Genomic DNA, 14,423 nt, shown 5'->3' with positions numbered 1-14,423 from the left:
GAAACCAATGATTAGGAAAGATTGCGTCGTCGTTCCTCCTCGCCATGACAAGCTATTACATCCACTCCACGCCCTTGCGCAGCCAGGCCAGGGTAGTGGCCTCGGGCGAGCCGGCCGCCGGCGGGGCGGGGTTGTAGGCCCAGCCGCAGCGGGGGGGTAGGCTCATGAGAATGCTCTCGGTGCGGCCGCCGGTTTCAAGGCCGAAGCGGGTGCCCCGGTCGAAGGCCAGGTTGAACTCGGCGTAGCGGTTGCGGCGCAGCAGCTGCCAGGCTTCCTCGCGCTCGCCGTAGGGGAGGGCGTGGTTTTCGCGCATCAACTCGGTGTAGAAGGGGCCAAACATCTCCGCCACGTCGCGCACGAAGGCAAATAGCTCTGCCACCGTCCCGTCCTGGCCCACGGTGAGGCGGTCGAAGAAAATGCCGCCTACCCCCCGCGTTTCGTCGCGGTGCGGCAGGTAGAAATAGTCGTCGGCCCACTGGTGAAAGCGGGAGTAGTAGGTAGGGTTATGGGCATCGCAAACCGCCTTCAGGCGCTCGTGAAAGCGCCGGGCCTGGGCTTCATTCACGTAAATGGGCGTCAAATCAATGCCGCCGCCAAACCACGCCTCGCCGTTGCCGGCCTCGAAGTAGCGCACGTTCATGTGGATGATGGGTACGCGGGGGCTGCGCGGGTGCAGCACCACGCTCACGCCGGTGGCGAAAAAGTGCGGGTCGGGCAGGTGCAGCTGGCGGGCGGCGGCCGGGCTCAACTCGCCTTCTACTGCCGAAAATCCTATCCCTCCCTTTTCCAGGATGTCGCCGCCTTCGAGCACCCGCGAGTGGCCGCCGCCGCCGCCCGGCCGCTGCCAGTCGTCTTGCCCAAAGCGGGCCGCGCCGCCGTCGGCGGCTTCGAGCTGGGCGCAGAGGCGGGTTTGAAAATCCTGAAGCCAGGCGGCGATGTCGGAGCGGGACATTTTTTTAAGGGGTAGTGGGGTAATCGTTTGTCATTGCGAGCGCAGCGCGGCAATCTTTCCTTGTCGTTTGCATCGTTGGAGTTACTACCCCCAGTGGAAGGAAAGATTGCCGCGCTGCGCTCGCAATGACAAACGATTACCCATTCAAAACTCAAAGGTCGGGCGGCGGCGTAATTTTACCGTTCCCACTGGCTCTTCCTACCCCGCCCATGCCCGCCGATGCTCCTGCCGCGCCCTCCGCGGCCCCCGATACCGTGCCCGAAACCACCCTGCTTGCCCGCGCTTACCTGCTCATGCACACGGCCGCCGCGATGGCCGACCTCTACGAGGACCAGAAGGCCGTGGCCGCCCGCTACGTCCACGCCACCGCCCGCGGCCACGAAGCTGTGCAGCTGGCCGCCGCCTTTCTGCTCACCGAGCACGACTACGCTACCCCCTACTACCGCGACGATGCCTTGCTGCTGGGCCTGGGCCTGCGGCCTTATGAGCTGATGCTCCAGCTCTTAGCCAAGCGCGACGACCCTTTCAGCGGCGGGCGCACCTACTACAGCCACCCCAGCCTGCGCCGGGCGGGCCTGCCCGTCATTCCGCACCAAAGCTCGGCCACCGGCATGCAGGCCATTCCGGCCACGGGCATGGCGCAGGCCATTCAGTATCTGGAAGCAATTAAAAACGATAAACTAAAAATTAAAAATGACGCTGGTGATAAACCCGCTCAGGCTAACGACGCAATTTTCAATTCTTCATCTTTAATTTTTAATTCAAACTCCAACCCGCTCGTGCTCTGCTCTATCGGTGATGGGGCCATGACGGAGGGCGAGGTGGCCGAGGCGCTGCAAATGGCCGTGCTGCACCGGCTGCCCATCGTGTACCTGGTGCAGGATAATGACTGGGGCATCTCGGCCACGGGCCGGGAAATGCGGGCAATGGATGCCTACGACTTCGCCGCCGGCTTCCCCGGCCTGCACCGGCTGCGGGTGGATGGGGCTGATGTCCTATCCTCCTACCGCGGCCTGAGCGATGCCTTTGCCCACGTGCGCGCCCGGCGCGGGCCGGTGCTGGTGCACGCCAAGTGCCCGCTGCTGGGCCACCACACCAGCGGCGTGCGCCGCGAGTGGTACCGCGGCGACGACCTGGCCGCCCACCAGCCCAACGACCCGCTGCCCCGCCTGCACCGCCGCCTGCTGCACGCCGGGGCCACCGAGGCCGAGCTGACCGCCCTGGCCGACCAGGCCCGCGCCACCGTGGCCGCCGACTGGGCCGCCGCCCTGGCCGCGCCCGACCCCGACCCCGCCACCTTTGCCGACCACGAGTTCGCGCCCCTCACCGTGACTGCCGAGGCCGGCGAGCGCGCCCCCGCCGGGGCCACCAAAGTGCTGATGGTGGAAGCCGCCCTACATGCCGTGGACGATATCCTGCGCGAGTTTCCCGAGGCCCTGTTCTACGGCCAGGACGTGGGCGGCGAGCTGGGCGGCGTGTTTCGCGAAGCCGCGCTGCTGGCCAAAAAATATGGCGACCGCCGGGTGTTCAACACGCCCATTCAGGAGGCGTACATTGTGGGTAGCACGGCGGGCATGGCGGCGGTGGGCGCGCGCCCCATCGTCGAGATTCAGTTTGCCGACTACATCTGGCCGGCTCTGAACCAGCTAGTGGAGGAGCTGAGCAAATCGTGCTACCTCACGATGGGTAAGTTTCCGGTGGCGGCGCTCATTCGGGTGCCCATCGGGGCCTACGGCGGGGGTGGGCCCTACCACTCGGGCTCCATCGAGAGCACGCTGCTCACCATCCGGGGCATCAAGGTGGTGTACCCGAGCAACGCGGCCGATATGAAGGGCCTGATGCGCGCCGCATTTCTGGACCCTAACCCGGTTATTATGCTGGAGCACAAGGGCTTGTACTGGGGCAAGGTGCCCGGCACCGAGGCCGCCAAAACCGTGGAGCCGGCCGCCGGCTACGTCATTCCGCTGGGCCAGGCCGCCATTGCGCAGCCGGCCGCGGCGGCCGAGCTGGCGCGGGGCGGCACGTGCGTGGTCATCACCTACGGCATGGGCGTGCACTGGGCCCTGGCGGCCAGCCGTGCCTACCCCGGCCGGGTGGAGGTACTCGACCTGCGCACCCTCAACCCCCTCGACTGGCCCGCCGTGCAGGCCGCCGTGGGCCGCCACGGTAAAGTGCTGGTGCTCACCGAAGAGCCCCTGCTCAATTCCTTTGCCGAAAGCCTGGCCGGCCGCATCCAAACCGAGTGCTTCCTGCGTCTCGATGCGCCCGTGCGCACCTTAGGTGCGGCCAACCTGCCCGCCATCCCGCTCAACGTGGCCCTGGAAAAGCAGATGCTGCCGAGCGCCGAAAAGGTAGGAGTAGTGCTGGGGGAGTTGCTTAAGTATTAATCCAGAACGTCATGCTGACGAAGGAAGCAGCTCGCCCGCGTAACTAACATCAACCGTTAGGATTACTTGCGCAGGCGAGCTGCTTCCTTCGTCAGCATGACGTTCTGGATTAATCACTGAACCCTAATCCCTAAAAAGGATAGCCCAACCCCACGTTTACCACCGTCTGGTTCGTGGTTGTGCGCAGGGCGCGGCGGATGAGCCAGGGCGCGTCGTCGGTGGGGTCGTAGACCTTGGTAGCGACATCGAAGCGCAGGATGAGGAAGGTAAAATCCATGCGGATGCCGAAGCCCGAGCCCACCGCGAACTGTCGGTAGAAGGAGTTGAGCTGGAAATCGGCTCCCGGCCGCTTGGCATCGGGCTGCAAGGCCCAAACGTTGCCAAAGTCCGTGAACAGCGCGCCCTTGATAAAGGAATAGACCGGGAAGCGGTACTCCGCCGAGCCTTCGAGCAGTAGCTCGCCGGGCTGCTCGGTGTAGTAGTCGCGCGAGCCGTCGGCGAAGCGCGTGGCGTAGGAGCCGGTGCCCAGGCGGCGGGCCGTCCAGGCGCGCACGCTGTTGGCCCCGCCCGCAAACACGTACTTGTTATAGGGTAGCACGTAGGGGTTGTCGAGCTGGTCGGGCGAGCGGGTGAGGGCATGCACTACCCCCCCATTCAGCCGCCAGGCCAGGTAAGTAGTGGGCGAGAGCCGGGCGTAGCGCCGGTAGTCGGCCGTAAATTTGGCGAAGTTGTACACTGAAAGTCCCGTTTTCTGGAACCACGGTGCCTCGCGGTAGAGCCCGCGGGTGAGGCCGCCCAGCTCCACGAACAGCCGCAGGTAATGGGCCGAGGCGCGGGTCTGGTTGAAATCGTTGGAATTATAGAGCGAGGTGAAGCTGAAGCTGGGCTCGTAGATGGGCTGAAACGAGCGGTAGAGCGGGCTGCCCAGCACATCGCGCAGGTAGTTGAGGCGGCGCTGGTAAAAGGGACTGATGCTGCGCGTGCGCACCAGGCCCAGGTCTATGGGCGTGAAGATGTACTGTTGGTAAGCCGAGGTACTCCACAGGTAATCAAACGTCAGCTCGGTATTGCTGCGCGTGTAGTAGGTGCTCGACGTGTAGGTGGTGGACAGCGCGAGGCGGGTGCGCGGCTGGTAGTCGCGCAGGAAGCCACCCAGGTGAAAGGGGGCCAGCACCTGGGGTAGCAGCAGCGAGGCCGTGCCCCCGAGCTGGACGGTGTAGGTGGCCGCGATATTGTTGCTGTCGCCCACCTGGGCCAGCTGGCCCTCCACGCCAGCGCGGGCGCTCAGCTCCAGCACCTCGGCCCCGCCGAAGGGGTTGCGCCACTTCAGGCGCAGGTTGCCGAAAGGCCCCAGCAGCCCCGCCACGTAGGTGCCGCCGGCCTCGGTGGTTTCCGAAAAGCGCGGGCTGGGCGAGGTCGTGATAATGGCATCGAGCAGGCCCGGCGCGGCGGCCGGGCCGGCACCGGAGCCGGGCGGGGGGGTAGGGGCCAGCTGCCGGCTGCTGTCGGCGGCTGGCCCATCAGGGCGCTGGCCGTTTTCCTCTACTTTGCGGTAGCTCAAGGTATTAAACCGAAACATATCGAGCCCCGACAGTTGGCGCTGGGTGCGCTGGGTGCGGGCCTGGCTGTAAAGCTGGTCGGGCCGCACGGTAATTTGCCGGGCCAGAATAGTGGGGTTGATGGCCAGCGCGCCCCGGCTCAGGAAGCGTATCGAATCGGCCAGGGTAGTGTCGCGCCGGGCCACGGGGCCGCCCGGCCGCCGCCGGGCCGCGAGCGAGTCGGCCACGGCGGCGGCCGTGACGCCGGCCGGCATGGTCGCCGTCGAGATGCGGCCGGTAGTGCCAGCCGCGGCCGAGTCGGCGGCCGGCGCGGCGCGCCGCGCCCGGCGCCGGCCGGGCCGGGTCGTGTCGCCCGAGGCCAGGCGTAGGGCGCGGGCCTGGCTCACGTCGGTGAGCACTAGCACGTTGCGCAGGCGGTAGGCGCGGTGGCCGCCGGGCGGGCTGGCCACTAGCAGCCGCAACCGCACCTGGCCCTTCTCAAAGCTGGTATCGGCCTCCAGGGTAATGTACTGGGCCCGAAAATCGTAGTAGCCCGCGTTCTTGAGGGTAGTTTCGAGGCGCTGGCGCTCCTGGCCGATGAGGTCCTCGTTGTACGCATCGCCCACGTGCAGCAGGGTGGCGCTGCGCACCCCTGCCAGCACCCGCGCCACCCCCGAGTCGGGGATGCTGCGCGTGAGGCGGCTCAGCGTAAAGCCGTGGCCTTCATGTACTTGGTACGTCACGGTTACGAGCCGGTGCAGGCGCTCGCCGGCCGAGTCGCGCAGCGGCACGGGGCGCACGGGCTGGCGCAGCCCCACGGCCCGCAGCGTTTTGGCAATCAGGCTGGGCTTGGAGCGCGCCGAGTCGGCGTAGCTGACTTTGGCCCGAAAAAAGCCCTGCGCGTGCAGGTAAGTCGTGAGCTGGTCCACGGTGCGCTGGCTCAGGCTGGGGTCGTAAATCACGGGCGGCTCGCCCAGGCGCATAATAGCGTTGCCTTTTTCCAGGACTTGGCGCTTGCGGGTCAAGAGGCGGTCGCGGTGGGCCAGCAGCTTGCTGGTGCGGCCCGAGTCGCCCTGGGCGGCCGCCAGCTGGGCCGCATACGTAGCCTTGATACCCGCAATTTTGCGCTCAATGCGCGTCGAGTCGTATACCGAATGGCCCAGCTGGTACACGGCCAGCTTCGGAATGGGCAAGGTGCGGTTGGGCTTTTGTTGCACCAGCGTCAGCATGCGCTCCTGCTGGGCCGGGCTCAGGCCCTGGCTTTCGACCTCCACCTTGGTCAGCAGGCGCTGCCGCGGCAGGAGTAGGCGCAGTGGCGAGCAGCCCACGGCCAGCAGCAGGGCAGCTAGGCCCGGCAGCAGCCCGGCCCGCAGGCGGCCCGGCCCGACGCGCGGCCGGTCGTTACTTTGTTGGTCTAATGGTCTCAAAAGCTCTCGCCAAATACGTTCGGTCGCTGCATCAGCGCAAATATCGGCAGCGCCACGCCGCCTTCCTGGTCGAAGGGGCTAAAAGCGTGCTGGAACTGCTCACCTCAAGCCTCGAAGTGGAGCACCTGCTGGCTACCCCCGCCTTCGTTGCGCAGCTGCCCGCCCCGCCCGCCGCCCCCTTGCACCTGGCCACCGACGAGGAGCTGACCCAGCTCGGCACCCTGCAAACCAACGCCGCCGCGCTCGCCGTAGTGCGCCGCCCGCCCGAAGTTGCCCTACCCCCCCAGCTGCCCGCCACCCGCCTCGTGCTGGCCCTCGACCACGTGGCCGACCCTGGCAACCTTGGCACTCTCTGGCGGCTGGCCGACTGGTACGGCCTGCCCGGCTTGGTGCTGAGCGAAAATTGCGCCGACCCCTTCACCCCCAAAGCTGTGGCCGCCAGCATGGGCGCGTTCGGCCGGGTGCCCGTGTGGGCCGACGTGGACCTGCCCGCCTGGCTGCCCACCCTGCCCGAGGGGGTAGGGATTTACGGGGCTGACTTAGCAGGCGATAATGTACATAAGCTGCACCTGCAACCAGCCGGCGTACTAATCATGGGCAGCGAAAGCCACGGCCTCAGCCCCGACGTAGCCGCCCGCCTCACGCGCCGCCTGCACATTCCGCACGGCCCAGGGGGTAGGGCCGAAAGCCTGAACGTGGCCGTGTCGGCGGCTATTTTAGTAGATAATTTCTTTCGAAACGCGTAGCGCGAAGTTGCCACTTCGGGCGCGAGCGCCGCGAGCATTGTCGTGCGCACCGCGCGGTGCCGCCTGCTCGCTTTGCTTGCGCCCGAAGTGGCAACTTTGCGCTACTGCCGCTAATGGAGCAGGCGCAGGCCGAAGCTCAGCGTTTGGGCTTGCAGGCCCTGGCCGTCGCGGAATAGCGGATTAAGACTATATTTGGCGAAGAATGTCAGCGTCTTAAAGCCGATTGTACCCTGCAGGCCATACTGCCAGTCGTTGAGGTTGTAGGAGCCGTAATCCTTATCCTTATAGGTTGTGCCCTCCTCAAAATACTTGAGTTTAGTCCAGCTGGCGAGGCGGTAGCCCACGAAGCCGCCCGCCCCCAGGCGAAAGTGACTGTGGCCGTGCGTGTTAAGTTGTAGCATCAGCGGCACAGTGAGGGTGGAAGTGGCCAGCTTGGTTTTCTGGTATTGCCGGCCGCTAGTTTCGAGCACCGTGCTAGTCAAGCCATTTTGATTCAGCCACTTGTAATTACCTTCCAGCATGTAGTTGTTGAAGGCAAACTCAGGGCCGACCGCCAGGTAGAGCGGGCTGCGCCGCCCGCCCAGCCGCTGCTGAAAATTAAGGCCAAAGCTGACGTAGCGCGAGCCGCCCGTGCGCAGGTCGGGCGGGGCGCTGCCTGGCTGGCCCGCCGCCCGCTCCACATGGTTGTTCACGAGCGCATTCAGCCCCAGGTCAAAAATAACGTGTGTTGAAGACGACTGCTGCTCATTCCGCGCCTGGCGAGCCGAGTCGCGCTCAGCCTGGCGGCGCTCGTCGCGGTGGGTCGAATAAGATTTTTTGCCATTCTCGTCAATCTCCAGCTTCAGCCCGAAAGCCTTGTCCAGGGCCACGTCCACGCGGTTGGTGCGAGCCGCCCCGCCCCGCTTGCGGGTCGTGATGCGGACCTCCTCGGGCAGACCCTGGCCGGGCTGGTCCTGGTTGGGGAAATACTGCACCGTCACGCGGTCGGTGCTGGCCTTTTGGGCCGCCTCGTCGGCCTGCTTTATATAGCCCCCGAGGCGCGCCACCAGCGAGTCGAGGTGGTACTGCGGCAGCTGGCGCAGCTGCTGGGCATCGCGCACTACCAGCGTCATCAGCACCTTATTAGGTAGGCGCACCACGATGGTATCGGTGGGCGAGGGGGGTAGGGCGCGGCCCTGGGCCGTAGTGGCGGCGGCCCCCAGCAAGGCTAGAGCGGCGGCAAAAAGAACGGATTTCATGATAAAAAAAGGTTGAGAAAGGGCTGTGACAGAGCCGGCTACCCCGGCGGGGGTAGGGCAACAAGTAGGTAAATCCGGGTCTAAAAAGTTAAAGCTGAATGGTTTTGCTGACCAGGCGGCCGCCGATGCGGGCCTGTACGGTCAGGCTTTCGGCCGGGCCGGTGGCGTCGGCCAGGCTCACGCCTTCACCGTGCGCCAGGCGGTCGGCCTGGCGCAGCAGGCCGCCGAGGCGCAGCCGGGGCCGCCGCTCGGGCCGGGGCTCCGTGGCGGCTACTGTGGGGGTAGGGGCCGGGCGGGTAGGTTCGGGGCCGCGTCGCACGTCTACCTCCACAATGCCAGCCGGGGCGATGGGTACCGCGGCGGCAATAGCTTGCGGGGGCGTTTCGAGCGAAGCCGGCGTTTCCGGGGCTACGCGGGGGGTAGGCAGGTGGGGCTGGCTGGCCGCGTTGTGCCGCCGCCCGGTGGTAGCCAGTGGACCGGCGGCCGCGTCCGGCTGCCGGCGTTGAGCAGAGAAGCTGCTAGCTACTTGGGGCCCCGCGGCGGTGCGGCGCGGCCGGGTAGTAGCGGCTATCGGGTGGCTAGATAGCACCAGGCGGCCAGCCGTTGCCTGGCGGGTCAAATTTTCCTGTTTTTCCTTTTCTGGCTGAGCTATAGTATTATTAGCTAGATTTTTATCAATAGGCTGGCTCGAAGCTGTTGGAGCAGCCGGCCTCGCGCTACTTGCTATCGAAGAGCCGGTGGCCAGCCGCACCGCGGGCTTGCCCACGGCAAGGCCGGGGCGCGGCCCCAGGTAGCCGCTGCGCCACAGGCCGCCGGCCAGCAGCGCCAGCAGCAGCATGGCCGCCGCCGATAGCTGCCACCAGGCCACTATCCCCCGCCGCCGGCGTACCGGCGGGTGCAGGTGCTCATCCTCCAGGCGCTCCCACAGCGCGCGGCGGGGCGGGGAAGCATGGCTCCCCAGCCCCGCCCGAAACAGGGAATCCAGGCGCTCGGCCTCGGCCAGCTCGGCCAGGTGGCGCTGCAAGTCCGCGCTCGGCGGCGTGGCGTGCGGGCCCAGCTGCTGGCGAAACAAGTCGTCGAGGTCGTTATCAGAAGCCATTAGAATAGGAGAGCTAAAAAGACGTGGTTTGCGGCGCTAGCTTGCGTTGCAGCATCGCCCGCGCCTTGCTGAGCTGCGACTTGCTGGTGCCCTCCGAAATACCCAGCAGCGCCGCGATTTCGGGGTGCGAATACCCTTCCACCGCATAAAGGTTGAACACGGCGCGGTAGCCGGGGGGTAGGGTTTGGAGCAGGGCCAGCAGCTCATCGGCTTGCAGCTGAGTATCGGCGGTGGCGGGCGTAACGGCCAGGCTTTCCGGCTGCGCAAAGTCCTCGAATGAGAGGTGCAGCGGCTCGCGGCGGCGCAGCTCCATCAGCGCCTCATTGACCATAATGCGCCGAATCCAACCCTCAAACGAGCCTTCCTGCCGGAAGGTGGGTAGCGCCCGAAACACCTTGGCAAAGCCCAGCAGCAGGGCTTCTTCGGCATCTTCGGGGCGCTTCAGGTAGCGGCGGCACACCGTCAGCATCAGCCCCGCGAACTGGTCGTAGAGCTGGCGCTGAGCGCGGGGCTCGGCCCGCAGGCAGGCGGCGATGAGGTCGGGCTCAGTCACGCGGAAAGGTAGGGGTAGGGCAGGGGCGAAAGAGTGTTTGGAGCGGTAGATGCGGGGCGGGGGGTAGGGGTTGCCTGGGCGAGTAGAAATTTAGAGAGAAGACCAAAAAAAGCTCCGGCTGTTGGCCGGAGCTTTGAAAATTAATGGATAAATTATTGATGGAAGGCTACTTATCGTATTGCCCCACGCTCAGCATTACCAGCGTACAAGCCTCCTCGGTCATAATGCCCTGGGCCTGGGCTTTTTGTTCCAATTCGGGGTTTTCGGTGCCGGGGTTGAAGATGATACGCCGGGGCTTGAGGCTCAGAATGTAGTCGTACCAAGCGGGCTGGTTTTGCGGACCCACGTAGAGCGTCACGGTGTCTACCCCTGCTTCCTGGGGCCGGTCGGTATGAATGGGTAGGCCGGCCACCTGGCCTCTGCGGATGCCCACGGGCACCACTTCGTGGCCGTGGCTTTTGAGCGAATGCACGGCCTTGTAGGCGTAGCGGTCGGGATTGTCGGTGGCACCGAGAACGAGGGTCTTCATAAATCGCAGATTTAAACGGATTTCGCAGATACGCCGCTGGCGCGGCTGGCTACGCGGGGGGTAGGGAGATTGTACGGTGGGGCTTACGCAGGAACGAAAGCTAGCAGCTAGGGGCCGCTGGAGGCGCTACTTTCGGTGGGTAAATTTACCGCCCACAACTTCTTTGCCCATGCATCCTCTGCGCGCTTACCTGCACCGCTTCGTGCCTACCCTGACCGATGCCGACTGGGAGCCGCTGGCCGCCGCCCTGCGGCCGCGGCAGCTGGCGCGCGGCGAGTACTTCGTGCGGGCGGGCGAGTACCGGCCCGAGTTGGCCCTGGTGCTGCACGGGGCCTGCCGCCTCTACTACCCCCGGCCCGATGGCGAGGAGCGCACCACCTACTTCTTCTTTGAAAACCACCTGCTGGCCGACTACCCCGGCTGCCTGCTGGCCCGGCCCAGCCAGTTCAGCATTCGAGCCCTGGCCGATACGGAGCTGGTTGTGTTCGACTACGCCGTGCTGCGGGGGCTCTACGACGAGCGCCCGGTGTACGAGCGTTTCGGGCGGCTGGTGGCCGAGTATCACCTGCTGGGCACCGACGAGCGCCTGACCGAGCTGCTGCTGCTCTCGCCCGAAGCGCGCTACCGGGCGCTGCTGGTCAGCGGCAAAACCAAGATTCTGGAGCGCATTCCGCAGCATCTGGTGGCCAATTATCTGGGCGTCACGCCCGTGTCGCTGAGCCGCATCCGGGCGCGGGTGGCGCGCGGGCACTGAGCCGGGAGGCCCGGGTTTTTTAGTAGCTGTTTGGGAATTCGTCAAACTGCGTGGAGCCTCCAGCTTTTACGTCCCGGCGCTGAACAACGGCGCGTGATAACCAACGACAAGCCGCAAAGCCGGAGGCTCTACCTCATTCCAATGCCGGTTGGCAGAATGCTAAGGCCGCCTAGACCGCTGCTTGCCGAATGCCCTCGGCGTAGGGCGTGGGCGCGAAGAACTGCCGCTCAAACTTGCTGCTGTCGAACACATACGGGTGGTCGTACTGATAAAACATCTCCACCGACTCGCGCACTGGCTCCACGAACAGGCCCACAGCCCGCATCAGCCACTTTGGCAAGCCGCTGATGCGGGCGCGGGTGCCATAAGCCGCCGCCGCCTGCTGCGCCACCTGCCGGGCCGTAAGGGCGGGGGCGGCGGTCGGTAGGTGCCAGGTCTGCCCAAACGCGGCGGGCGTAGTGGCGAGCAGGGCCGTGGCCCGGCCCGCGTCGGGGGTGAAGGTGAGGGAGTGGAGCAGGTCGGGGTTGCCGGGCCACTGGGCGGCCGAGCCTTTTTTGAGGTTGTCGAAAATAAGCTGGTTGGGCACCGCATTGGCAATGGCCGGCCCGTAGAAATCGGCGGCGCGGGCAATGAGCGCCTCGACGCGCCCCGCCTGCATGGCCTCCAGCAGCTGGTGGGCGATGCGGGCGCGCACCTCGCCTTTTTTACTAATGGGGTTGAAGGGCGTGGCTTCCGTCATGGGGCCTTCGACCAGGCCGTACATATACACGTTGTCGAAGAAAACCAACTTTGCCCCGTGCTGCTCGCAGGCGTTGAGTACGTTGGTCATGATGCGCGGCCAGTCGCGCTGCCAGGTAGCAACCTGGTAGGGCAGGCCCGCCACCAGATAGACGACCGAAGAGCCGGCCACCGCCCGCGCGGTTTGGGCCGGGTCAGTAAGGTCGGCGACCACCAGCTCATCGGTCGGATTCAGTTGTTGCGGCTGGCGGCTGACCAGGCGCAGGGGTTCGGCCGTGAGGGGCGGCAGGTAGCGGCCCAGCTCGCGGGCAATAGTACCGTTGGCTCCGAGAATGGTGTGCATGAGGCTAGGAAAAAATCAGGGATGATAAAGGAGGAGATGAGGCGGACCCGACTACCACAGTACCCGAAACTCCCGGCAAAGGTGGCGGTCCAGGGAGAGGCAAAACGTTAACATTCGCTAAGAAATGCCTGCCTGCTCTACCCCGTTAAAATTGGATGGCCACGGTGAAAGTGGCCGCTGCCGAAACCCGGATGCCAGATTTTCCCTGCGAAGTCGACCTCTACTACTTCGTCCTGGCGCAGTTACTGCCACGTTTGTTACCGGCCCAGGGTAAGCTGCGGCGGGGCCTGGACCGCGCCGAATGAAATTTCGGCCGCTGCCAGGCAGGCTGCTCGTGACCGGGGGCGAAAGGCGTTTCAGCGGGCGCTCGACCGGCTGCCCGGCTACGGCCGCTCGGCTACGGCCTCAAGTATGCCACCGGCTGCCAGGATACGCACCTCGGCCGGTTCAGCAAGGACCCGGTAGCTGTAAGCTACTCACCAAATACCGCTTCCGCCACGCGCTCGCCGTCCATCGCGGCGCTCACGATGCCGCCAGCGTAGCCCGCACCCTCGCCGCAGGGGTAGAGGCCGGCCACGGTGGGATGGCGCAGCGTTTCATTGTCGCGCGGGATGCGGATGGGCGACGAGGTGCGGCTTTCCACACCCACGATTTGGGCGGCGTTGGTGGCAAAATCGGGGATTTTGCGGCCGAAAGCGCGGAAGCCCTGCCGCAGCCGCTCGCTAAGGGCGGGGCCGAGTATGGCATCCAACTCTACGCTCACCAGGCCGGGCTGATAGCTGGTTTCGAGCAGGGTAGGGGACTGCTTTTTTTGCAGAAAATCGCCCAGCAGCTGGGCTGGAGCGGCCTGGGTGCCGCCCGCCAGCCGGCAGGCGGCCTGCTCTATTGCCTGCTGAAAGCGCAGGCCGGCCAGCGGGCCGTGGCGGGCCACGTCGAGGTCGACCAGCTCCACGGCAGCCACGATGCCCGAGTTGGCAAAGCGCGAGTCGCGGCGGCTGGGGCTCATGCCATTCACCACTATTTCGCCGGGTGCGGTGGCCGCTGGCACGATAAACCCGCCGGGGCACATGCAGAACGAAAACACCCCGCGCCGGGCCTCGCGCACCTGGGTTTGCTCCACCAGCGCGTAGCTGGCGGCCGGCAGCAGGCCCCGCTCGGGCCGCCCGTACTGCGCCCGGTCGATGAGTGCCTGCGGGTGCTCCACGCGCACGCCCAGCGCGAAGGGCTTGGCCTCGATGGCTACCCCCCGCCGGTGCAGCAGCTCGTAGATATCGCGCGCCGAGTGGCCGGTGGCCAGCACGGTGGCCTCCGCCTCAATGGCCTCTCCTGTCTGCGTGACTACGCCGCGCAAGTAGTTGTTCTCCAGGATAAAATCCTCGACCCGCGTCTCAAACCGCACCTCGCCGCCGGCCGCGATAATGACATCGCGCAGGCTCTGCACCACGGCGGGCAGCTTGTTGGTGCCGATGTGGGGGTGGGCATCGACCAGAATATCGGGGGTAGCGCCGTGCTGCACCAGCCGCCGCAGGATGCGCCCCACGTCGCCGCGCTTAGTGGCGCGGGTGTAAAGCTTGCCATCCGAATAGGTGCCCGCCCCGCCCTCGCCGAAGCAGTAGTTGGAATCGGGGTCCACCCGGTGCTCCTTGTTAATGGCCGCCAAATCGCGGCGGCGGGCGCGCACGTCGCGGCCCCGCTCCAGTACTATCGGCCTCATGCCCAGCTCGATGCAGCGCAGCGCCGCGAACAGCCCGGCCGGCCCCGCGCCCACCACTAGCACCCGGCGCTTCGCGTGGCGCACGTCGGGGTAGCTAAACCACGGCCCCAGCAGCGCGTGGGCCGGCGCGGGCTCGGCTCGGAGATAAATGTCAGCCCGCAGGCGCACTAGCGGGCGGCGGCCCCGCGCATCGAGCGAGCGCTTGCGGATGTGCACGAAATCGGCCTCGCCGGGGTGCAGGCCGGCGGCGGCCAGGATGGCGGCGTAGCGCGCCAACTCGTCGTAGGCCACCTCGGGGGGTAGGGCCAGGTCTAGTTCCAGGGGCATAAGCGGGGCGAACGGGAGTTAGCCGTTAAAGCCCGGCAAAGGTACGGCGGGGTGGGGGGGTAGGCAGTTTTTGGGCTG

Annotated in this window: 12 protein-coding genes; 4 read left to right on the top strand and 8 right to left on the bottom strand. The window is 66.0% G+C overall.

All coding sequences use genetic code 11. The annotated features are described in order from the left end of the window. Nucleotides 1–55 precede the first annotated feature (55 nt). Nucleotides 56–952, bottom strand: a complete 897-nt coding sequence (hemF, locus tag LC531_RS07975) for an oxygen-dependent coproporphyrinogen oxidase (protein WP_223649782.1) — start codon at nucleotides 950–952, stop codon at nucleotides 56–58. 209 nt (nucleotides 953–1,161) lie between these two features. Here hemF and LC531_RS07965 point away from each other — a divergent pair, with 209 nt between their 5' ends. Beyond that, nucleotides 1,162–3,339 carry an alpha-ketoacid dehydrogenase subunit alpha/beta gene (locus LC531_RS07965; protein WP_262903268.1) on the top strand — a complete coding sequence of 726 codons (2,178 nt, stop codon included), beginning with the start codon at nucleotides 1,162–1,164 and terminating at the stop codon, nucleotides 3,337–3,339. Between the two features lie 130 nt (nucleotides 3,340–3,469). On the opposite strand, the gene LC531_RS07960 is transcribed toward LC531_RS07965, so the two are convergent. Further along, nucleotides 3,470–6,304 carry a BamA/TamA family outer membrane protein gene (locus LC531_RS07960; RefSeq protein WP_223649781.1) on the bottom strand — a complete coding sequence of 945 codons (2,835 nt, stop codon included), beginning with the start codon at nucleotides 6,302–6,304 and terminating at the stop codon, nucleotides 3,470–3,472. On the opposite strand from LC531_RS07960, the gene LC531_RS07955 reads away from it, so the two are divergent. After that, a complete protein-coding gene (locus LC531_RS07955; RefSeq protein WP_223649780.1) occupies nucleotides 6,295–7,050 on the top strand; it encodes a TrmH family RNA methyltransferase in 756 nt (251 codons plus the stop codon). The genes LC531_RS07960 and LC531_RS07955 overlap by 10 nt on opposite strands. Before the next feature lie 110 nt (nucleotides 7,051–7,160). Here LC531_RS07955 and LC531_RS07950 read toward each other — a convergent pair whose 3' ends face one another. The 4 genes from LC531_RS07950 to LC531_RS07935 form a co-directional block, all read right to left on the bottom strand. Further along, the gene (locus tag LC531_RS07950) at nucleotides 7,161–8,288 is read right to left on the bottom strand and encodes a porin family protein (RefSeq protein ID WP_223649779.1); all 1,128 of its coding nucleotides are present in this window, start codon (nucleotides 8,286–8,288) and stop codon (nucleotides 7,161–7,163) included. Nucleotides 8,289–8,376: 88 nt separating this feature from the next. Then, nucleotides 8,377–9,387 (bottom strand): hypothetical protein, encoded by a 1,011-nt coding sequence (locus tag LC531_RS07945; protein ID WP_223649778.1) that lies wholly within the window; start codon nucleotides 9,385–9,387, stop codon nucleotides 8,377–8,379. Between the two features lie 13 nt (nucleotides 9,388–9,400). After that, entirely contained in the window at nucleotides 9,401–9,940 is a 540-nt protein-coding gene (locus LC531_RS07940; RefSeq protein ID WP_223649777.1) for an RNA polymerase sigma factor, read from the bottom strand. A 166-nt stretch (nucleotides 9,941–10,106) separates the two neighbouring features. Continuing rightward, a complete protein-coding gene (locus LC531_RS07935) occupies nucleotides 10,107–10,469 on the bottom strand; it encodes a CoA-binding protein (protein ID WP_223649776.1) in 363 nt (120 codons plus the stop codon). Between the two features lie 169 nt (nucleotides 10,470–10,638). Between LC531_RS07935 and LC531_RS07930 the strand changes: the two genes are divergently transcribed. Further along, nucleotides 10,639–11,223 carry a Crp/Fnr family transcriptional regulator gene (locus LC531_RS07930; RefSeq protein ID WP_223649775.1) on the top strand — a complete coding sequence of 195 codons (585 nt, stop codon included), beginning with the start codon at nucleotides 10,639–10,641 and terminating at the stop codon, nucleotides 11,221–11,223. A 169-nt stretch (nucleotides 11,224–11,392) separates the two neighbouring features. On the opposite strand, the gene LC531_RS07925 is transcribed toward LC531_RS07930, so the two are convergent. Next, a complete protein-coding gene (locus LC531_RS07925; protein WP_223649774.1) occupies nucleotides 11,393–12,304 on the bottom strand; it encodes an NAD-dependent epimerase/dehydratase family protein in 912 nt (303 codons plus the stop codon). A 155-nt stretch (nucleotides 12,305–12,459) separates the two neighbouring features. Between LC531_RS07925 and LC531_RS07920 the strand changes: the two genes are divergently transcribed. Then, nucleotides 12,460–12,609, top strand: coding sequence for a hypothetical protein (locus LC531_RS07920; protein WP_223649773.1), 150 nt, complete (start codon nucleotides 12,460–12,462; stop codon nucleotides 12,607–12,609). Nucleotides 12,610–12,776: 167 nt separating this feature from the next. Here LC531_RS07920 and LC531_RS07915 read toward each other — a convergent pair whose 3' ends face one another. Beyond that, nucleotides 12,777–14,345 carry an NAD(P)/FAD-dependent oxidoreductase gene (locus LC531_RS07915; protein ID WP_223649772.1) on the bottom strand — a complete coding sequence of 523 codons (1,569 nt, stop codon included), beginning with the start codon at nucleotides 14,343–14,345 and terminating at the stop codon, nucleotides 12,777–12,779. Nucleotides 14,346–14,423 lie beyond the last annotated feature (78 nt).

This window comes from Hymenobacter psoromatis, from assembly GCF_020012125.1.
GTDB lineage: Bacteria > Bacteroidota > Bacteroidia > Cytophagales > Hymenobacteraceae > Hymenobacter > Hymenobacter psoromatis.
This window is presented reverse-complemented; position numbering and strand designations above follow the sequence as displayed.

Coding starts and splice junctions, on each gene's coding strand:
- hemF (WP_223649782.1), bottom strand. CDS start 952: ATGTCCCGCTCCGACATCGCCGCCTGGCTTCAGGATTTTCAAACCCGC.
- LC531_RS07965 (WP_262903268.1), top strand. CDS start 1,162: ATGCCCGCCGATGCTCCTGCCGCGCCCTCCGCGGCCCCCGATACCGTG.
- LC531_RS07955 (WP_223649780.1), top strand. CDS start 6,295: ATGGTCTCAAAAGCTCTCGCCAAATACGTTCGGTCGCTGCATCAGCGC.
- LC531_RS07950 (WP_223649779.1), bottom strand. CDS start 8,288: ATGAAATCCGTTCTTTTTGCCGCCGCTCTAGCCTTGCTGGGGGCCGCC.
- LC531_RS07945 (WP_223649778.1), bottom strand. CDS start 9,387: ATGGCTTCTGATAACGACCTCGACGACTTGTTTCGCCAGCAGCTGGGC.
- LC531_RS07935 (WP_223649776.1), bottom strand. CDS start 10,469: ATGAAGACCCTCGTTCTCGGTGCCACCGACAATCCCGACCGCTACGCC.
- LC531_RS07930 (WP_223649775.1), top strand. CDS start 10,639: ATGCATCCTCTGCGCGCTTACCTGCACCGCTTCGTGCCTACCCTGACC.
- LC531_RS07925 (WP_223649774.1), bottom strand. CDS start 12,304: ATGCACACCATTCTCGGAGCCAACGGTACTATTGCCCGCGAGCTGGGC.
- LC531_RS07920 (WP_223649773.1), top strand. CDS start 12,460: ATGGCCACGGTGAAAGTGGCCGCTGCCGAAACCCGGATGCCAGATTTT.
- LC531_RS07915 (WP_223649772.1), bottom strand. CDS start 14,345: ATGCCCCTGGAACTAGACCTGGCCCTACCCCCCGAGGTGGCCTACGAC.